General features: G+C 56.0%; 14 protein-coding genes and 2 pseudogenes. 9 read left to right on the top strand and 7 right to left on the bottom strand.

Going from position 1 to position 20,691, the window contains the following annotated elements; translation table 11 throughout:
- The first annotated feature begins 33 nt into the window (after positions 1–33).
- From O1Q98_RS06370 to O1Q98_RS06360, 3 genes and pseudogenes are all read left to right on the top strand, one after another.
- Positions 34–1,145, top strand: a pseudogene (locus tag O1Q98_RS06370) (ABC transporter ATP-binding protein).
- A gap of 469 nt (positions 1,146–1,614) precedes the next feature.
- Positions 1,615–2,787, top strand: coding sequence for an aspartyl protease family protein (locus tag O1Q98_RS06365; RefSeq protein WP_164513016.1), 1,173 nt, complete (start codon positions 1,615–1,617; stop codon positions 2,785–2,787).
- A gap of 544 nt (positions 2,788–3,331) precedes the next feature.
- Positions 3,332–4,372, top strand: coding sequence for a pectate lyase (locus O1Q98_RS06360; protein WP_125260216.1), 1,041 nt, complete (start codon positions 3,332–3,334; stop codon positions 4,370–4,372).
- 139 nt (positions 4,373–4,511) lie between these two features.
- Here O1Q98_RS06360 and O1Q98_RS06355 read toward each other — a convergent pair whose 3' ends face one another.
- The 3 genes and pseudogenes from O1Q98_RS06355 to hutH form a co-directional block, all read right to left on the bottom strand.
- A complete protein-coding gene (locus tag O1Q98_RS06355; protein WP_125260272.1) occupies positions 4,512–5,594 on the bottom strand; it encodes an iron-containing alcohol dehydrogenase family protein in 1,083 nt (360 codons plus the stop codon).
- Between the two features lie 399 nt (positions 5,595–5,993).
- Positions 5,994–7,686 (bottom strand): annotated as a pseudogene (gene hutU, locus O1Q98_RS06350) (urocanate hydratase).
- A gap of 13 nt (positions 7,687–7,699) precedes the next feature.
- Entirely contained in the window at positions 7,700–9,256 is a 1,557-nt protein-coding gene (hutH, locus tag O1Q98_RS06345; protein WP_125260218.1) for a histidine ammonia-lyase, read from the bottom strand.
- 350 nt (positions 9,257–9,606) lie between these two features.
- On the opposite strand from hutH, the gene O1Q98_RS06340 reads away from it, so the two are divergent.
- Positions 9,607–9,753, top strand: coding sequence for a hypothetical protein (locus O1Q98_RS06340; RefSeq protein ID WP_269975703.1), 147 nt, complete (start codon positions 9,607–9,609; stop codon positions 9,751–9,753).
- Positions 9,754–9,822: 69 nt separating this feature from the next.
- Here the strand turns inward: O1Q98_RS06340 and O1Q98_RS06335 are convergent, their stop codons facing one another.
- Positions 9,823–10,587, bottom strand: coding sequence for a YkgJ family cysteine cluster protein (locus O1Q98_RS06335; protein WP_125260219.1), 765 nt, complete (start codon positions 10,585–10,587; stop codon positions 9,823–9,825).
- A gap of 281 nt (positions 10,588–10,868) precedes the next feature.
- Here O1Q98_RS06335 and hutC point away from each other — a divergent pair, with 281 nt between their 5' ends.
- On the top strand, positions 10,869–11,636 hold the full coding sequence (gene hutC, locus O1Q98_RS06330) for a histidine utilization repressor (RefSeq protein ID WP_240632808.1): 768 nt from the start codon (positions 10,869–10,871) through the stop codon (positions 11,634–11,636).
- A 207-nt stretch (positions 11,637–11,843) separates the two neighbouring features.
- On the opposite strand, the gene O1Q98_RS06325 is transcribed toward hutC, so the two are convergent.
- Positions 11,844–13,208 (bottom strand): formimidoylglutamate deiminase, encoded by a 1,365-nt coding sequence (locus tag O1Q98_RS06325; protein WP_125260221.1) that lies wholly within the window; start codon positions 13,206–13,208, stop codon positions 11,844–11,846.
- A gap of 253 nt (positions 13,209–13,461) precedes the next feature.
- On the opposite strand from O1Q98_RS06325, the gene hutI reads away from it, so the two are divergent.
- Both hutI and hutG read left to right on the top strand, forming a co-directional pair.
- Positions 13,462–14,676, top strand: a complete 1,215-nt coding sequence (gene hutI / locus O1Q98_RS06320) for an imidazolonepropionase (RefSeq protein WP_125260222.1) — start codon at positions 13,462–13,464, stop codon at positions 14,674–14,676.
- Positions 14,673–15,476, top strand: coding sequence for an N-formylglutamate deformylase (gene hutG / locus O1Q98_RS06315; protein WP_125260223.1), 804 nt, complete (start codon positions 14,673–14,675; stop codon positions 15,474–15,476). Before hutI ends, hutG begins: the two co-directional genes overlap by 4 nt.
- A 33-nt stretch (positions 15,477–15,509) precedes the next feature.
- Here hutG and O1Q98_RS06310 read toward each other — a convergent pair whose 3' ends face one another.
- Entirely contained in the window at positions 15,510–17,474 is a 1,965-nt protein-coding gene (locus tag O1Q98_RS06310) for a methyl-accepting chemotaxis protein (protein WP_125260224.1), read from the bottom strand.
- 475 nt (positions 17,475–17,949) lie between these two features.
- On the opposite strand from O1Q98_RS06310, the gene folD reads away from it, so the two are divergent.
- Both folD and ybcJ read left to right on the top strand, forming a co-directional pair.
- Entirely contained in the window at positions 17,950–18,819 is an 870-nt protein-coding gene (folD, locus tag O1Q98_RS06305; RefSeq protein ID WP_125260225.1) for a bifunctional methylenetetrahydrofolate dehydrogenase/methenyltetrahydrofolate cyclohydrolase FolD, read from the top strand.
- Between the two features lie 3 nt (positions 18,820–18,822).
- Positions 18,823–19,035 carry a ribosome-associated protein YbcJ gene (ybcJ, locus tag O1Q98_RS06300; RefSeq protein ID WP_125260226.1) on the top strand — a complete coding sequence of 71 codons (213 nt, stop codon included), beginning with the start codon at positions 18,823–18,825 and terminating at the stop codon, positions 19,033–19,035.
- A gap of 171 nt (positions 19,036–19,206) precedes the next feature.
- On the opposite strand, the gene cysS is transcribed toward ybcJ, so the two are convergent.
- On the bottom strand, positions 19,207–20,592 hold the full coding sequence (gene cysS, locus O1Q98_RS06295) for a cysteine--tRNA ligase (RefSeq protein ID WP_125260227.1): 1,386 nt from the start codon (positions 20,590–20,592) through the stop codon (positions 19,207–19,209).
- Positions 20,593–20,691: the final 99 nt, after the last annotated feature.

Genomic DNA, 20,691 nt, shown 5'->3' with positions numbered 1-20,691 from the left:
CACTGAATAGCACGCCCGGCAGAGGAAGAACGCATGTCCAGCATACGCTTGAAAAATGTCACCAAACGCTTTGGTAATACGGAAACGCTGCACAATATCAATCTGGATATCGAGGCCGGTGAGTTCGCGGTTTTTGTCGGCCCCTCGGGCTGCGGTAAATCGACCTTGCTGCGCATGATTGCCGGGCTTGAAGAGATAAGCGATGGCCACATTCTTATCGATAACGCCATCATGAATGACGTTGCTCCGGCGCACCGTGGCGTGGCCATGGTGTTCCAGTCTTACGCGCTCTACCCACACATGACCGTTGCCGAAAACATGGGCTACGGACTGAAAGTGAACAAGGTGCCCAAAGATCGCATTCGTCATCAGGTCGAGATGGTGGCCAAAACGCTGCAACTGTCGCACCTGCTTGATCGCAAACCCAAACAGCTTTCCGGCGGCCAGCGCCAGCGCGTTGCAATTGTGGCCGCGCCATCGTGCGTAACCCAAAAGTGTTTATGTTCGATGAACCGCTCTCCAACCTCGATGCCGAACTGCGGGTGGATATGCGCCTGCACATCGCACGGCTGCATCAGGAATTAAAAACGACGATGGTCTATGTCACTCACGATCAGGTCGAAGCCATGACGCTGGCCGATAAAATCGTGGTGATGAATGACGGCAAAGTGGAGCAATGCGGCTCGCCGATGGCGCTGTATTACAACCCGATGAATCGCTTTGTCGCCGGGTTTATCGGCTCGCCTAAAATGAATTTCCTGCCCGCGACCGTCGTCGCCTGGCAACCGGGCCAGTTGCAGCTCGCACTGACCACGGAAAAAATCGTCACGCTGAATATCGACACCTCGCCGCGCCAGGCCGGTGAGAGCATCACGCTGGGCATTCGCCCGGAACACCTCAATACATCCGGCACACAGCAGGCCACGCTGGATTTTCAGTGCGAAGTGGTTGAACGGCTCGGCAATAACACCTATCTGTTTGGCCAGTGCTATGGGCTGGATGGCGTGAAAATTTTGCTCCCCGGCGATGTGCAATTTAGCCCCTGGCAGGCGATTACCCTGGGTTTCGAGGCGCGCCACTGCATGATTTTTGATGCACACGGGCGGCGCGTCAGCGCAGACACGCCGGTGCCGGGGCTGCACTGATAGCCGACTGAGACGGGCAACCCGGCGGGCCGTGTTGCCTGCGGCATAACGACATAAGCAATAAGGGATTAAGGGATAAGGGAAGCGCAAGGAAGCCGCCGTAAACGGGCATGGATGCCAATTTACGGTATGTTCAAATTATGGCGCGCTTGAATTACGGTATGTTTGAATTACGGTATGTTTAAATTACGGTATATTTAATGTGACAGAGCGGCTATCCGGCGGGTCTCTTTCGGGCTACCCCCCTATAAAAACAAGAAACTCATTTTATTTATCATTATTCAACAGATTCTCCATCGCCTATCAACCGGTGCCACAATATATCCCCAACACACCAGAAAAGCCTGATAAAAATAAAATAAATTGACGCATAAGGAATTCATTAGCGAGAATTCCATTTATCATTTCACTATCAGATCAGCAATATTTAATGCCTATCCGTTATGTTAAACACAATAAAAATCAGGCTTTGACTCTATTATTAAGTCTTGCGATTTCAGGATGTTCCACGCCCCACCCCAACACCCAAACCGCCGTATCGCCCCGGCAACAATCGGCAATTCTCGAACAGCATATTGATGAGTCATTGATTATCCCGGTAGTCATCAACCATCAGGTTTTTCATTTTCTGGTTGATACCGGTGCCAGTTTTACCACCCTTGACAGCCGTCTTGCCAGCAAAATAACCAGGCCGCTATTAGCCACAGAAATCGCAGCGATTTATCGGGAAGGATTAACGCATATCAATACGGTCTATGGTCGCATCACACCTGAAAGCAACACCATTGTTAAGCCGATTCCATTTTCAATTGACACAGAAGACATTCGTGATAATGATATCTGGCTGGCTATCGACTTATCGCTATTTTCCCAGTCAATCGGCACCAGAATTGATGGTATTATTGGTATTGATACTTTCCGCAAATTTAACTGGCTGGTGAACAATCGGCAACAGCGGTTATTCATTAGCAAAGACGCGCCCGGCGCCGCCGCCTATCAAAAATGTACGGCATACGATAATCGCTATAATAAAATGCCGGTGCTCTGGTTTGATGTGGATGACTATGAATTGGCGCTGCACGTTGACACCGGCGCAGACGACAATAATATCTACATTGACGTCATCACCGCGCTGGAAAAAATAAAAGGGAAAGGTTCAGTCATCGCGAATAGCGTCAATACACCGGTCGTTGAAGCCAGCGGCATAGTGGCACAAAACAGTTACCTGTTAAAAGGCATAACGTTTACCGGCATGCCGCTTGGCGAAATAAATGCCAGTGTTAATCAGAACCAGCATGCTGCCGTCGGGATGGAATTCCTCTCCCGTTTCGATCGCTATGCTTTTATCCCCTCCCGCATGATGTTCTGCTACGATGCCCGCAGCCTTGAAAAACAAGAAATCAGAGAGCAGCGTTATATTGCCATTCGCTATCATGACGAACAGATTGAGGTATTCTATAACCAGGATGATGCGCTTAAAAAAACCGGGCTGCGCAACGGTGATATTTTGCTTAAAGTGAATGATGTGGCCTATGCACCTGCACAGATTCACCTTGTCAGGAAAATATTGAAACAAACACCGAAGGGTAAACTAAAGATGACTATCCTGCGAGATAATAAGCCGCGCGATATTTATCTTTAATACTCTCCTCAATACTTTCCTCAATACTCACCTCGCTAATGCCATCCTCACCCATGGCATCATTGCCAGCACTAGCGTTGTATTTAACAAGTTTTTAATTTTTCATTAACGCGAAATTATCATCACCACCGGGCAGATTGTGCTAGGAGTCTGGCGAGATATCTGCCCTGTTTCTTTACGAGCTGTTTCTTTACGAGCTGTTTTTCCGTCTTATTTCTTTCCATCCTATGTCGTTACGCTCTATTCCTTTGTGCCATAAACCTCATGATTAGAGTAAAAACGAATAAGGAAACCCGCTACCCACGATAATAAATAATCGCCACCGATTATTATTCAATGATATTAGGTTTATTGCCTTAGATAAATAAAACAAACGAAATAATCAACTGGCTATTTCAAAGCAAATTTTGTGATTTATTTCTATTACGTTTTTTATTTTTTGATCTATAGTAAAACGGATACTGTCAGGAAGTACCCGCTTTTATTTATTTTTCTCTCTCAATTGAATGAGAGTCAATATCTGTGGGATTTACAAGGAGATTGTATGTTTAAGTATGTATTGCCTCTGCTTGCACTCACGCTGTCTGCACCTTCTTTTGCTGCCAAAACCACGTTGATGTTGTCGCAAAAAGACAGCGTCAATTATCTCGGCTGGTCAACGGAAGAAGGTAACGTCGCGCGTCAGGAAGTTTACCGTGGTACAACCTCTAACGCCGATTTGCGCGAGCGCATTGCGGTATTGGATGCTGACACCCGTACCTTTCAGGACACCGGCACAAACAGCGGCATTAATTACTGGTACTGGGTGGATGTGGTAGGCACAACCCAAGAGCAAAGCCCGTCTAATGCTGTCACCACCGCACCGCAAAAAGGCCTGCTGCGCGCGGCACAAGCAGCCTCCGAGTGTAAACCCGGCGCGACGTTTGAGAACCGCAATGTGGACTGTGGCGGTGTCACCATCGGTACCAGTTGCCCGAATGACAGCGACAAACAAAAACCGCTGATCATTTTGAAAAATGCCTCAGTGAAAAACCTGCGCATTTCCGCCTCCGGCGGCGCTGACGGTATCCACTGTGAAAGCGGCAACTGCACCATCGAAAACGTGATTTGGGAAGACGTCTGTGAAGATGCCGCCACCAATAACGGCAAAACCATGACCATCATCGGCGGGATCGCGCATAACGCCAACGGCGGTTACGGCGGCAAGCCGGACAAAGTGTTGCAGCAGAACGCCAAAAACAGCACCACCGTGGTGAAAGGCAACTTCACCCTGACCGGCGAACACGGCAAACTGTGGCGCTCCTGCGGTGACTGCACCAACAACGGCGGCCCGCGTTTCCTGAGCGTTGACGGCCTGATTGTTAACGGCACCATCGGCAGTATTGCTGGCGTTAACCGCAACTACGGTGATGTGGCAACACTCAAGAACATCAAAATCAAAGACTATAAAGCAGGCAAACCGAAAGTTTGCGAAGAGTACATCGGCGTCGAGAAAGGTAACGGCGAGAGCAAGAAGTACAAAGAAGAGGATCAATGGAACACCGCCAACTGCAAAGTTAGCCGTTCGGATGTGACGAAACTCTGATAGTCAAGAATCGGCCAGTTATACCCTGTCCGATTAAACAACCGGGATTTCCTGACGTATCACCTTGATTTTTCTTCAACAGGCCGGGCATAAGCCCGGCCTGTACTATTGCTATAACGAGACTGTTACAACGAAACCGTTATGACGACACCGCCAGCGCTTCAACGCGCTGCATCGCCTGGTGTAACAACTCAGCGGTAACGGTAAACGGCATATTGGCCATATCGGGCGCGGCAACGGCGGCATCAATAATCGCCGAGCGTTCAGCAGGCGTCAGATCGGGGCAAATGGCGGCCAGCGTCAAGGGCACCGCACAGGCTTGCGCCAGTGCGATGGCGGCGCGCAGTTCATCATCGCTGCGTTGCTCTAACGCCAACAGGCATAAATTACCAAACCCGACCAACAGGCCGTGACCAAATTCGCGGGTTTTGTCACACACGGTAAAACCTTCATATAGGGCGTGAGCCGCCGCTGCATGCGCCCCGCTCGCCATCAATGAGGTCAGCCCGGCGAACAGAAAAATAGCATCCAGCACCTGATCCAGCGCGTCATTATGCTGGCCTTGCGCCACCGCCTCACACGCCGAAGCGCCATAGCGTTCAATCAGTTGAAAGCAGATTTGGCTATTCGCGCGCGATGAGGCAACAAACCCGCGCGTATCCGCGCCGCTCTCAATAGCACGAAATTCATACCACTTCGCCAGCGTATCGCCAAGGCCCGCCGCCAGCCAGCGCAATGGCGCTCGCGCCAGCAGCGCACTGTCGATAACCACCGCAGCCGGAGCAACCGGTAAGTGATAGAGGTCGTGAAAGTGGCCATCATCATGGTAGCGCACCGACAGCGGCGTCACAGCGGCACAGGTGGCGGCGATGGTCGGTAACGTCACCACCGCAATGCCGCACTGAAACGCCACCGCTTTACACGTGTCCAGCGCCTTACCGCCACCGACGGCCAACAGCACGTCACTGCCGGTTTCATGGACTCGGGCGCAGAGTCGCTCAATCTGGCTGACGCTACACTGCTCCCCCGTCCACTCCTGTGCGGTGAGCGTTAATCCCGCCAGTTCGAGTTGTTCGATAATCAGCGTCTGAACGCTGTCCAGCGCTTGATGCCCCCCGGCCACCAATACCCGGCTCCCCAGCCGCGCGCATATCGCACCTAATTGCTGGCTAACGCCAGCCCCGCGCACAACCGTGGCGGGAAAGAAAACCTGCTGCATGATAATTCCCTGACTGATGACGTAATAACAACAGCGATACCTCACCTGGGCACAACGGTGCAATGAACCGGCGCGGCCAGGCGGTGCCGCTTAACATAGCAAGAGGGTGGTACGGCCTGTCTCTGGCAAAGCATTACTATAAAAGGGGGCAACCGGTCTCATAGGATTATCTTATCCACACCCAATCCGACGCCGCGCCAAACAGCGATATTGTCTTGTCAATGGGGAAGTGTGTTGGGTCAGTGAAGAATCTCGTGCGGGATAAACGGTGTCATGTCTTTGCAGCGTCATCGCACGCACGACAAGGAGAGGGGCAAGCGCCACCTCTCCTTGACCTCTGGCTGGTGGCTAAACTATGGCTAAACTATGGCTAAACTATAAACCCTGACGGGCCCGCGTGTTCTATTTCACCAGCGGTAAATTCAACCGATGCGTTGCTGCACAGGTGGTAGCCGCCTCGTAACCGGCGTCGGCGTGGCGCATTACGCCGGTGGCCGGGTCGTTCCATAGCACCCGCGCCAGCCGGGCATCCGCCTGTTCGCTGCCGTCGCAGACAATCACCATACCGGCATGCTGGGAAAAGCCCATGCCGACGCCGCCGCCGTGGTGCAAACTCACCCAGGTCGCCCCGCCCGCCGTGTTCAGCAGCGCGTTGAGTAGCGGCCAGTCGGATACTGCGTCCGAGCCGTCCTGCATCGCTTCCGTTTCCCGGTTAGGCGACGCCACCGAGCCGCAGTCCAGATGGTCGCGGCCAATCACCACCGGCGCACTCAGCTCACCGTTACGCACCATCTCGTTGAAGGCAAGCCCGGCCAGATGGCGCTCGCCCAGCCCCAGCCAGCAGATACGCGCAGGCAGCCCCTGAAAGGCGATGCGCTCGCGCGCCATGTCCAGCCAACGGTGCAGGTGATGATTCTCCGGGAACAGCGCTTTCAGTTTGGCGTCGGTTTTGTAGATATCTTCCGGGTCGCCAGACAGCGCCACCCAGCGGAACGGCCCTTTGCCTTCGCAAAACAGCGGGCGGATATACGCAGGCACAAACCCCGGAAAATCAAAGGCGTTGCGTACCCCTTCATCAAACGCGCGCTGGCGAATATTGTTGCCATAATCCACGGTGGGCACGCCCATATGATGAAAATCCAGCATCGCCTGCACATGCACCGCCATGGACGCGTTGGCCGCATTCACCACCGCCTGCGGGTTGCTGATGCGCTCTTGTTGCCAGCGCGCCACGCTCCAGCCTGCGGGCAGGTAGCCGTTGAGCGGGTCGTGCGCCGAGGTTTGATCGGTGACGATATCCGGTTTCATGCCGCCCGCGTTGGCGCGCTTCACCAGCTCCGGCAGCACCTCGGCGGCGTTGCCGAGCAAACCGACCGAGAGCGCCTTTTTCTGCGCACAGGCTTCACCAATCATCGCCAGCGCCTCATCAAGCGTGTCGGCTTTAACGTCGAGATAGCGGGTACGCAAGCGAAAATCGATGCGGGACTCCTGACACTCGACCGCCAGCACGCAGGCACCGGCCAGCACCCCGGCCAGCGGCTGCGCGCCGCCCATGCCGCCAAGACCGGCGGTGAGTATCCACTTACCGCGCAGATCGCCCTGATAATGCTGGCGGCCCGCTTCGGCGAAGGTTTCATACGTGCCCTGCACGATGCCCTGCGCGCCAATATAAATCCACGATCCGGCGGTCATCTGGCCGTACATCATCAGCCCGGCTTTATCGAGCGCATGGAAGTGCTCCCAGTTCGCCCAGTGCGGCACCAGATTGGAGTTGGCTATCAAAACGCGCGGGGCATCGACATGCGTGCGAAACACCCCGACCGGTTTGCCCGATTGCACCAGCAGCGTTTCATCGGCTTGCAGTTGGCGCAGGCTGGTCAAGGATCGCGTCGAAGCACGCCCAGTTGCGCGCCGCTTTGCCGATGCCGCCGTACACCACCAGATCCTGCGGACGCTCGGCCACGTCCGGGTCAAGGTTGTTTTGGATCATGCGCCAGGCGGCTTCTATCAGCCAGTTTTCACAATGCAGTTCGCTGCCGTGCGGCGCGCGCACGATACGGGCAACAGCAGACGTCGTTGAAGAAGAGGTGGTCATGGCAGATTCCTTATCAAACAGCAGCCGGTTCAGCGGCATGGCTGGGTAACAATGCGCAGAGAACAGGCGGCCAGCATTCACCCGCCGCCCATTGGCGCATGCGCTCAATATCGCTTGCCAGCAAGCGGTCGCTATCCAAAAACGCGACCCGTTCACGAATGCGCGTCAGTTCCTCCTCCAGCAATAGCGAACTGTGCAACGGACGGTGAAAATCGATGCCTTGCGCGGCCGCCATCGCCTCAATACCCACCACGGTCGCCGTGTTAAAACACATCTCCCCAAGACGGCGCGCGGCGTAAGTCGCCATTGAGACGTGATCCTCCTGATTAGCCGACGTCGGCAGGCTGTCAACGCTGCCGGGGTGAGCCAGCGATTTATTCTCCGAGGCCAGCGCAGCAGCCGTCACCTGCGCAATCATAAAGCCGGAGTTCACGCCGCCGTCATTAACCAAAAACGGCGGCAGCCCGGAAAGGGAACTATCCAGCAGCAATGCCATACGGCGCTCGGAAATCGCCCCGATTTCCGCCACCGCCAGCGCGATGATGTCGGCGGCGAACGCCACCGGTTCGGCATGAAAATTCCCACCGGAAATCACCTCGTCCTCCAGCGGGAACACCAGCGGATTATCCGATGCGGCATTGGCCTCGATAGCCAGTATCTCAGCGGCATGACGCAAATTATCCAGGCAGGCGCCCATCACCTGGGGTATACAGCGAATCGAGTACGGGTCTTGCACCCGGCCACAGTGGGCGTGTGACTGCAAAATGCCACTCCCGGCCAGTAAGTTGCTGACCGCCGCCGCAACCGCAATCTGGCCGCGCTGACCGCGCGCCTGATGAATGCGGTCATCAAACGGTTTTACCGACCCTTTAATCGCCTCCAGCGACAAGGCCCCGGCCACCAGTGCCGCCGCAAACACATGTTCCGCCTCAAAAAGCCCGCGCAGCGCCAGCGCGGTAGAAACCTGCGTGCCATTTAACAGCGCCAGCCCCTCTTTGGGCTCCAGCACCAATGGCGCGACCCCGGCGTAATCCAGCGCCTCACGCGCCGAGACGTATTCGCCATTCACCCGCGCCTGTCCTTCGCCCAGCAGCAGCAACGACAGGTGCGCCAGCGGCGCTAAATCACCGCTCGCGCCCACCGAGCCCTTCTCGGGAATACAGGGCATGACGCCTGCGTTGAACAACGCCAGCAGCGTCTCAATCACCAACAGACGGACACCGGAATGGCCGCGAGCCAGGCTGATGATTTTGGTCGCCATCACTAAACGCACCACGTCATCGGGCAACAGCTTGCCAATGCCTACGCTGTGTGAAAGCACCAGATTACGCTGCAATTCAGCCAATCGCTGCGGTGCGATACGCGTTTGAGCCAACTTGCCAAAGCCGGTGTTGATGCCATAGACCACCCGGTCTTGACCGAGAATATGTTGTACCGTCTGTTGCGCCGCCCGTACCGCTGCACGCGATGGCTCATCCAGCGTTAGCATGACGCCGCCGTGATACATCACACGTAACGTCGCCAGACTGACGGCCCCCGGCGTCAGGCAAATGCATTGGGTTTGTGCCATATATCTCATCCTGTATAGACAAGTAAAACAAAAAGTGCGCCACAGCGATGGATGCCGCATCCTGTATCGTCCATGCCGCAGTCCGGGTGCTGTCACGCCAGATAACGTGCGGTTCAGCGTCAGCCATGTGCGCTGCCGCGCGGCGTGATGCCACCCAAACGCTGGCGTGATGTTTAAGGGTATAGTCGCTTGGCGCGGGAAAATCCACCGCGATACCGCCCGGTCTTCATCCGGCGGATACGACAGCGCCGCGCGCGCCACAGCGATGCGGGGCGAAAGCTACTCACTACTCATTAATCACTACTCACCGCCCGCCGTCGGCACCTAACTTGTCTATACAAGCAAGAGGCATGCCAGCAGCGGGCTCCAGCGCGATGCCGGCCAACAGGGGGACAGTCGGTGAGGGATTGACCAGCAAGCGCGAAGATAGCGCATTAAAGGGCGACAGCGGCACCCATTTGGTGCGCGCTGCCCGGCGTTCATCACGCCTGTTTTAGCATTTTTAGCATCGCCGCCGGGCGGGAAGGCGGGGTGTTGCAGGGGGACGTTGCAGGGTATTTTGCCCGTCAAGCGGCACTCAGGGCGATAAACCCATACAGTTGCGCAGGCCCGGTCAACGCCTGAGCGCCAGCCTGAGCCATCAATGCCAGCACCTCATCATTAGAGACATGGAATTGCCAGGCACGGCTAACGGCGGCGTCGGCGTGCTCTTGCGGGGTAAACTGCCCGGCCAGCGTTAACGCAGACATAAACGCAGACATATCCGGCAGATAGGCAGTAAAACCGTCGCCTTTTAACGCGCTGGTGTTGATGCCAAGCCAGTGGCAGATGGACGCCTTAATATTAATATCATCCCGGTCAGCCTGTCGGGAGCGTTCAATCAGCGCCTGCATCTCTTTATCAACCAGCTTATCGGAAACGATTAACGCCGCCCCTTGCAGCCAAGACTCCGGCGGGCAATCTTTGCTGATTTGCCGAAACGGAATGTGCGGATTGATCTCCATTGGATAAATACGACAAACCAGCGGGCGGTGCTCATAATCCCGGCAGCGCAATTCGTCATCCAGATAACGACACGGGCCTGGGTTATAAGCCGCGAAGGTAATGGCGATGTGGGCGCGAGTCTCGCCACTCATCACGTCGCAAGAGCGTGCCTGCGCGTGCTGGCGCTGTTCTGGCGCAATACCCAATCCATTTTGTAAAAACCCCTCAACCAGCACGATGATTTGCCCGCCATCCTGCCCCCATCGGGTGGCCTCCGCCAGCGTCAGGGGGACATGATGGCCCGTACAGCACTTGCCGCACCCCACACAAGAAAAAACAGTATCCATTGATGCATCACTCTTGTCTAAGCGCCGTCAATTCACCTCACTGACAGCGCGGCCTGATACCCTCAGCGCGGGCACAAAAACGGTTCGCCCAATATACTCAATGTCGCCACTGAACATCAGGGTTTCGTAAATATAAAATCAGGATTCTGTAAGCACTTCGCCGAATGCATCATACCGATGGCTCCTGGCATCAAGCCACACCATATGTGCGGTTTTCCAGGGTGCGGTTTTCTATACAGGGCCGGGCGTTGTTCGTTACACTGCGTTGATTGATGCAAAACATGTTCGAGGATAGTGATGTGATAGAGCAGCAAACCGCCGCCCAACTCGCTGCCGCGATGAGTGACACCCCGGCACCGATTTACCTGCGCGTCAAGCAGGCGATTATCAGCCAAATTCGCAGCGGAGTCTGGCAATCACACCAGCGCGTGCCCTCAGAAAGTGAGCTGGTCAATGAACTTGGCGTCAGCCGTATGACCATCAATCGGGCGCTGCGTGAGCTGACCAGCGAAGGGTTTCTGATGCGGATGCAAGGGGTCGGCACCTTTGTCGCGGAACAAAAAGCGCACACCGCTTTACTGGAAGTACATAATATTGCTGATGAAATTGCCGCGCGCGGCCACCACCATCGCTGCCGGGTGCTGTTGCTGGCAACGCACCACGCCGACAGCGAGCAGGCCATGCTGTTAGATATCGCGCCCGGCATGCCCGTGTTTCTCTCACATATCGTGCATTACGAAAACGATGTGCCGGTACAACTCGAACAGCGCTACGTCAATCCCTCACTGGCGCCAGACTACCTGCAACACGATTTCGCCAACGACACGCCACACAGTTATCTCAGCCGCGTCGCCCCGCTGACCGCAGGCGAACATCGGGTCGAGGCGGTGAGCGCCAATGCCGAACAGCGTGAATTACTGGCGCTTGGCGAGCAGGAACCCTGCCTGGTTATTCACCGCCGTACCTGGCACGGCTCCAGGGTGGTCACTGCCGCACGGCTGTTTTATCCGGGCTCTCGTTACCAATTGTTTGGCCGGTTTAGCGGCTAACTGGCCACAAAAGCCACAAAAGCCACAAAAAACGCAGGCGTATCCTCACGTTCACCGCAACGATAAAACGGGCCGGGCATGGTAAACCGGACACAGGGAAACCGGGAAACCCGATAGCTTGCCGACCTACCCGGTTATTTTCCCTGTGGCACGTTCGGCGACGGTGAGGACGCACCTCATCTGTCACCTCATCTGTCACCTCACCTGTCACCACACCTCTTGTAGCGACTGCATCAGCGTAATAAAACGGGCGTCATACTCCTCATCAAGCGCATGGCGGCCCTCCTCAATTACCGGTTTGCCTGCCACCCAGACATCCCGAATCTGTTGCCGGTCGCCAGCAAACAGCCAGCGATTTAGCAGTTGTTCATCGGCTATCCCCGACAGCATCGCGTCTTCACGCAAGACCAGCCAGTCGGCGCGCCAGCCTTCACTCAGTTGGCCGACCGGCACCCGACAGGCCTGCGCGCCACCGGCCAGCGCCTGCTGGTAAAGCACCTGCCCCACCACCGGTTGCTGCACCAGCGCAATACGATTGCGCGCGCGATCGCGCAGCCGCTGTCCATATTCCAGCCAGCGTAACTCCTCTTGCACACTGAGCGAGACATGGCTATCAGAGCCTATCCCCCAGCGGCCGCCCAGCGCCACATAACGATCCTGCGGGAAAATACCATCGCCAAGATTCGCCTCCGTGGTCGGGCATAGCCCCGCGACCGCCAGGCTACCCGCCAGTCGGCGCAATTCGTCATCATCCAGATGGGTGGCATGCACCAGACACCAGCGCGCATCGATTGCAAAACGGTTAAAGAGCCATTGCACCGGACGTTCACCGCAAAAGCGCAGACACTCTTCCACCTCCTGCTGCTGCTCGGCGATATGGATATGCACCGGCAGGCTGCTGTCTGTCGCTTCCAGCACATCCTCCATCTGGTTTTGGCTCACGGCACGCAGTGAATGAAAACACACGCCGTGGTTGAGCAACGGATAGGGTTGCACCAGTGCCGCCAGTGTCTGCTGCTGTTGCAGATAGCTATCGACATCCTGAATAAAGCGCGCCTGACCAGGCGTGGCCGGACGAGCGCCAAAGCCGCTGTAATGGTAGAGCACCGGCAGCAGTGTTTGCCCCATCCCCACCCGCTGCGCGGCCGCCAGCATATGGCGCAACATGTCATGCTGGCGATACGGTTTACCCTGCGGGTCATGGTGCAGGTAGTGGAATTCCGCCACCTGGGTGTATCCGCCTTTGAGCATGTCGATGTACAACCGGGTGGCGATAACCCCCACCTGCTCTGGCGTCAGGCTCGCCACCAGCCGATACATCCGCTCACGCCAGCTCCAGAAACTGTCCGGCGTGTGTCCGGCCACTTCCGTCAAGCCAGCCATCGCGCGCTGAAAAGCATGAGAGTGCAAATTGGCCATTCCCGGCAGCACAATGCCAGGCAAACGCTGGGCCCCTTGCGCCGACGCTCCGGCTGTCACCGACTGTAAATACCCTTGTTCATCAACGCTCAAGCGCACATCACGCGCGATGCCCTGCGGCAAGAGTGCGCGGGCGGCAAAATAATCGGCCATGACAAAGTCCTGTTAAACGTGAAGAAGCCTCTTGTATAGGCATAGCTATACGCCAAAGTGGGTGCCAGTCGGCATAAGGTTTTGTTATCTCTTATCGCCGCACCGTTGTCGCCATTGAACTGAAACCGCGCGCCGCCGCCACACAGAACACAGAACACAGAATAAGTAATGACAATGTCGCCAGCGCTTGCTGAAAATCGGCGCAGGCGTATAACTTGTCTATACAAGACGAGGGCAGCGGAGGCAAGAGCCGATGGCAACAGAGTGCGACAGTGTGTGGCTGGGGGCGGCGTTGGTCACGCTGCGCGACGGGCGTTATAACACGATAGACGATGGCGCAATCGCCGTCAGGGCCGGGAAAATTATCTGGCTGGGGCCGCGCCAGCAATTGCCTGATTTTAGCGCCGCCCACACCACCGATTTCGGCGGCGGCATCATTACCCCTGGCTTGATTGATTGCCACACGCATCTGGTGTTCGGCGGCAGCCGCAGCGCAGAGTTCGAGCAACGGCTTAATGGCGCCAGCTATGCCGAGATTGCCGCTGCCGGCGGCGGCATTCTTGCCACCGTCAACGCGACGCGTCAGGCCTCATCAGCACGCCTTTTTGATGAGGCGCACGCACGTCTTCGCCCACTGCTGGCCGAAGGCGTCACCACCGTTGAAATAAAATCCGGCTATGGGTTAGATATCGATAACGAGCTGAAAATGCTGAAAGTTATCCGTGAACTGGGGATGCGCCTGCCGGTACAGGTGGTGGCGACCTGTCTTGCCGCCCATGCTATCCCACCGGAATATTCTCAGCATCCGCAGGCGTGGATAAACGCCGTATGCCAAACGCTGCTGCCGCAGGTGGCTCACGGCCAATGGGCCGATGCCGTGGATGCGTTTTGCGAGCATTTGGCTTTTACGCCAGCGCAGGTCGAACAGGTCTTTGTGGCCGCGCGCGCACTCGGCTTACCGGTCAAACTGCATGCCGAGCAACTCTCGTCACTGCATGGCAGTTTGCTCGCCGCACGGTTTGGCGCACTCTCAGCCGATCATCTGGAGTACGCCACCGAGCAGGATGTGGCGGCGATGGCAAACGCCGGTACGGTCGCGGTATTACTGCCGGGAGCCTATTATCTGCTGCGCGAAACACAGCGCCCGCCGGTAGCGCTGTTGCGCCGCTATGGTGTACCGATGGCGGTTGCCAGCGATTGTAATCCGGGAACCTCACCGGCGCTGTCGCTCCGTCTCATGCTGAATCTGGCCTGTACCCTGTTCGGCCTGACGCCGGAAGAGGCGCTGGCAGGCGTTACCGTACACGCAGCCCGGGCTCTGGGGCTCAGTGATACACACGGCTCACTGGCCTGCGGCAACGTGGCTGACTTTGTTCACTGGCCGCTGGCTCACCCGGCGGAACTGGTTTATTGGCTGGGCGGCCAGCTTCCCTGCACCACGATTTTTCGCGGAGAAATACGCACATGACGCCATACACTTTTCTTGCTGGCGATAGCCCGCTATTGCTGAGTATTCCCCACGCGGGCACCGGGCTTACCCCCGAGGTCGCCGAGGCTCTCAGCCCGGCGGCACAGGCTTTACCGGATACCGACTGGCACATTCCCACGCTGTATGCATTTGCCAAAACGCTGGGTGCCAGCATACTTATCGGCCATTACTCACGTCTGGTGATTGATCTTAACCGGCCCGCCGATGACCAGCCTCTTTACAGCTCGGCCACGACGGGGCTGTTTCCTGATGTGTTGTTTGATGGCACCGCCGCATTTTTACCGGGTAAAACACCGTCTGCGGCGTTACGTCAGCGCTATTTGCAGCAGATTTGGCAGCCCTACCATCACAAGCTTCAGCACGAGCTGGCACGCATCAAACAGCAATATGGCTATGCCTTGCTGTTTGATGCCCACTCGATAGCGTCACGCATTCCGCGTTTATTTGATGGCCGGTTGCCGGATTTAAACCTCGGCAGCAATAGCGGCCTGAGTTGCCCGCCCTGGCTTGAAGCGGCATTGGTGGCGGTGTGTCAGTCGCAGTCGCGCTGGAGTTGGGTACTAAACGGGCGGTTTCGGGGCGGTTATATCACCCGGGCATACGGCCTGCCGGAACAGCATCAGCATGCCATACAGCTGGAGCTGGCACAGTGCAACTACATGGACGAGCAGCCACCGTTTTGCTGGCAGCCTGACAAAGCGCAAACGCTGCAACCCATGCTGGCGCAATTAGTGCAAACCTTGATGGCAACGGCGGAGCATCACTACCGTATCGGTTGATGCCCGCCGTGCCGGGTGACGTGGCAATGAATCTTAATACCTGCCCGCACGCCCTAGCGCCAATGGCTGAGACGCCCGGCCAGCCGTCGGCGCTGGCGTGTCGGAGACCACAAACTTATCGACCGTCTGTTTCATCTGATCGGCCTGCTGGTCAAGCAATTGGCTGGCGCTGGCGGCTTGCGAGACCAGCGCGGCATTTTGTTGCGTCACCTGCTCTAACTGGTTCAACGCCAGATGGACTTGTGAAACGCCTAACGCCTGCTCATTCGCAGCGGTCGCAATATCGCCAACAAAGTGCCTGACCTGCGTGGCGCTCGACATAATATGCTGCATGGTGTCGCTACTGCGCGCCACCAGCGTCACGCCCGTTTGCACCTGCTCGACGCTTGCAGCAATCAGTTCCCTGATGCGTTGTGATTCAGCGGCGCTGCGCTGCGCCAGATTACGTACCTCTGTGGCGACAACGGCAAAACCGCGCCCCTGCTCGCCCGCTCGCGCGGCCTCTACCGAGGCGTTGAGCGCTAACAGGTTGGTCTGAAACGCTATCGCATCAATTGCGCCGGTTATCTGCGACATCTGCTCGCTGGATTGGCGAATCAACGCCATCGCGTCACGGGCTTGCAGCGTCACGTTATCAGCCACGTTTATCTGCGCCTCCATGCTGGTCATCAATTCAGCCGCCTGATTCGCATAATCAGCCGTTTGCTTCACGGCGATGGTAATCTGCTCCATGCTGCTGGCAGTCTCCACCAGCGATGCCGCTTGTTCGTCAGTGCGCTGCGCCAGATCCTGATTGCCTTGCGTAATGTCGTGGCTGGCTTGCCCCACCCAATCGGCGCTCTGTTTAATGGTGACGACAATGTCTTCAATATTTTCCAGCGCGCGGTTATAAGCCCGATTTAACTGCGAGAGCTCATCATTGCCCGGCACCGTCAGCCGACAGGTTAAATCATTGCCCATGTCGTCAATGGTTTTTAATGTCGAGGTAATCTGGCGATAGATATTACGCGCCACCCATACCGCCAGCAGCAGGGCCAGCAGCACCGCGACCGATGCGCCGCCAATATAGCCATAGCCGCTCATGCGGGCTTGCTGCTCCAGACGAGCAGACCACCCCAACAGATCGGCCGACACGCTATCTTCAATCCCTTTTAATCTGTCGATACGCAGGCTCTGCTGTTTAAACCACTCATTGGCATCAATACCAAAACCACCGCTGGCAGCTTTGGCAAAAGCGGTATCACGCATTTTCAGCGCCGTTTGCACCGAAGGGTCATTCGCGATGTCCTGCATTTGCTGGCGCTGTAGCGGTTCGGCAAACTGGTTAAACGCCGTGGCATAAGCCATTTCCATACCAACCAGTTGACTAAACCGTTCGTACTGCCCGGGCGCAAAGCCGTCAACCGCAAACACTTCTGACAGCAACGCGCGCATGACACCGGCCTGCTCTTTCAAACTCAACAGGTTGTAGTACGCCACGACACGTGTAATCAGCCCGCCGTCTGTCACCTGATGGCTCATATCACCCACCACGCCAATCAGATCGCTGATGCTGGCCGTATACTGCCCGACCGCCTGAGTTGCCGGAATGGAGAACCCCTCTATTTGGGTACGCAGTGATGGCACCCCCTGCAAGCGCGGTTGTAAACGCTGCAAACGCGGCGCGAGCTCGCCGCCCGATGAAACCGACGACGCGCTCTGCCAGAACGCCGCCAGCGCTTTATCGGTCACGCCACGCTGCTCACGCAGCTGTTCGGCGAATTTTTGACCTTTACTGCCAATGTAACCGGCACTCATACCGCGTTCGCGCTGCAACTCATGTACAGCATTACCCGCGCGTTGAGCCAGGATGAGTTGCGTCGCAAACTGCGCCATGTCCTGTTCAACATGACGCCGCTCCAGCGCGCCCAGCGCTGCAAACCACAACAATGCGAACAAAAGCGGCATCAATGCCAGCGCAAATTTATAACGGATGGAAAGAGAGGAAAATCCAAGCATGTATCACCCCTGTTTTGCCCCAGAATGGGGAAATTCCAATAACGGCCACTATCGTCAAGCGGTTAACGGGCCATTAGGTCACTTAATGTTTTATCGTCACGAAAAGGCGAGAACTGTACCCCTTTAAAAGGAAACTGACATTTCATCTAAAGGAGTACATCCGTCTAAATGACAGGCAGTTACCACCATTTCAAGTATAGTTACCCGATTGCGCCTATTCGGAAAAATTCGCGACATGGCATCAATCGCACGTCGTCCGCCACATCTTTTTTGTCGCCTGTTTATCGATTGCTGGAAACGGCACGCATCAAGTCACAGGGCAATCGGGTGTTAAAATACGCGTTCAGACGGCGCTGGCAGCCCGGTCATTCAAACAAACCGCGTAATTAATCACGAGACAAAGCCTGACAGCCCGCACAGCTTCTGCCAAAATAGGCGCCATTCCCCTCGCATTAAAATGATGGATTTTCTGTACATGGTTGCAAAAATTATTGATGGTAAAACGATTGCGCAGCAGGTAAAAGACGAAGTTGCTGCTCGCGTCACCCAGCGCCTGGCTGAAGGAAAACGCGCGCCCGGACTGGCGGTTGTGCTGGTTGGTGATAACCCGGCGTCACAGATTTATGTCGCCAGCAAACGCAAAGTGTGTGAAGAAGTCGGGTTTGTTTCCCGCTCTTATGACTTTCCGGCGAGCACCACTGAACCCGAGTTACTGGCCTTGATCGATGAGCTGAATGCCGATGCCGCCATCGATGGCATTCTGGTGCAATTGCCTCTGCCTGCGGGAATCGATAACACCAAAGTGATTGAGCGCATTGCCGCCGATAAAGACGTGGATGGTTTCCACCCTTATAACGTTGGCCGCCTGTGCCAGCGCGCGCCGCTGCTGCGCCCTTGCACGCCACGCGGCATCGTAACGCTGCTTGAGCGTTACAACATCAATATGTTCGGCCTGAATGCGGTTGTGGTCGGCGCATCCAATATTGTTGGCCGCCCGATGAGTATGGAACTGCTGTTGGCGGGATGCACCACGACCGTCACCCACCGTTTTACCAAAGACCTGCGTCACCATGTCGAGCATGCCGATCTGCTGGTGGTGGCGGTCGGTAAGCCTGGGTTTATTCCCGGTGAGTGGATCAAACCCGGCGCTATCGTTATTGATGTCGGCATCAACCGGCTGGAAAATGGCAAAGTGGTGGGCGACGTTAAATTCGATGAAGCGCAGCAGCGCGCAGGGTATATTACACCGGTTCCCGGCGGTGTCGGCCCGATGACGGTCGCCACGCTGATTCAAAACACCTTGCAAGCATGCGAGGAATATCACGATACCTCTACTCAGGCCTAATACATGAGCATTTTTCACCTCGACAAACACCCGCACGTTGAACTGTGCGATCTGCTGAAATTACAGGGCTGGAGCGACAGCGGCGCTAGCGCCAAACTGGCGATAGCCGCAGGCGGTGTGACGGTTGACGGCCAGACCGAAACGCGCAAGCGCTGTAAAATCATCGCCGGTCAGGTGGTGCGTTTTAATGGACAAAGCGTGACCGTTCAGGCGTAACGCCGCACTCTGTCAGTGACAGCATGCCGTCACTGACAACCGTCAGAAACGTAAAAAGGCCCGTAAACGGGCCTTTTTATGCACTTTTTGTTCTTAATACGCTAAATACAGATTCTTGTTATGAGGCGAAGACCGGTAAGGCAGAACATGCATCACCTGGATATCATCGCCTTATTTACGCCGCCAGATAGTCCCCTGCGCACCGTCTTCCAGCACAATGCCCATTTCCGTCAATCGGTTACGCGCAGCATCTGCCAGCGCCCAGTCTTTCGCCTGACGTGCGTCATTACGCTGCTTAATTAGCGCCTCAATCTCTTTGACTTCGCCGTCATCAGCCTGAGCGCCTTGCTGCAAGAACGCTTCCGGCTCTTGTGCCAGCAAGCCGAGTACGCCAGCCAACTGGCGCAATGCCGCCGCGAGGCCACTGGCTGCCGCGACATCTTCCGTTTTCAGACGGTTGACTTCGCGCGCCATATCAAACAACACCGAATAGGCTTCCGGCGTATTGAAATCGTCATCCATCGCCGTGCGGAAACGGCGCTCAAATTCCTCGCCACCCGCCGCTGCTGACGTGACGTCGGTGCCGCGTAACGCAGTATATAAGCGCTCCAGCGAGGCGCGCGCCTGCCGGAGATTCTCTTCGGTGTAGTTCAGTTGACTGCGATAATGGCCAGAAATCAGGAAATAACGAATAGTTTCCGCATCATAGTGCTGTAGCACATCGCGCACCGTGAAGAAATTGTTCAGCGATTTGGACATTTTCTCCCGGTCAACCATCACCATGCCGGAGTGCATCCAGTAGTTGACGTAATCCCCGCCATGCGCGCAGGTAGACTGGGCAATTTCATTTTCATGATGCGGGAACATCAAATCCGATCCGCCGCCGTGAATATCAAAATGCTCGCCCAGTTGTTTGCAGTTCATCGCTGAACACTCGATATGCCACCCCGGGCGGCCATTGCCCCACGGTGACGGCCAGCTCGGTTCACCCGCCTTGGACATTTTCCACAGCACAAAATCCATCGGATTGCGCTTCACTTCGGTGATTTCAACCCGGGCGCCTGCCTTCAGTTGTTCCAGATCCTGACGGGAGAGCACGCCGTAGCCGGGCGCGCTATCAACACTGAACATCACATCGCCGTTTTGCGCGACATAAGCGTGGCGACGGGCAATCAGCTTCTCCACCAGTTCGATGATGTCGGTAATATGGTGGGTGGCGCGCGGCTCTTCATCCGGCGGCAGAATATTCAGCGCATTAAAATCGGTGTGCATTTCTGCAATCATGCGCCCGGTGAGTTGATCGATAGTTTCACCGTTTTCCGTTGCACGCTTGATAATTTTATCGTCGATATCAGTGATATTGCGCACGTACTTCACGTCATAGCCCAGATAACGCAGGTAGCGTGATACCACGTCAAATGCCACAAATGTACGGCCATGACCAATATGACACAGGTCGTAAACGGTTATCCCGCACACATACATGCCAACTTTGCCAGCGTGAATGGGTTTGAATTCCTCTTTTTGACGACTCAGGGTATTAAAGATCTTTAGCATCAGGGCATTCCATGGTGTTCACAAGCCAGGGGGTCGCAGGACGGGGTCATCGCAGGAAAGTGCGCAAAACGGTCTGCGGTACGCATCATTAATAAAATC

Source organism: Dickeya lacustris (assembly GCF_029635795.1).
GTDB classification, from domain to species: domain Bacteria; phylum Pseudomonadota; class Gammaproteobacteria; order Enterobacterales; family Enterobacteriaceae; genus Dickeya; species Dickeya lacustris.
This window is presented reverse-complemented; position numbering and strand designations above follow the sequence as displayed.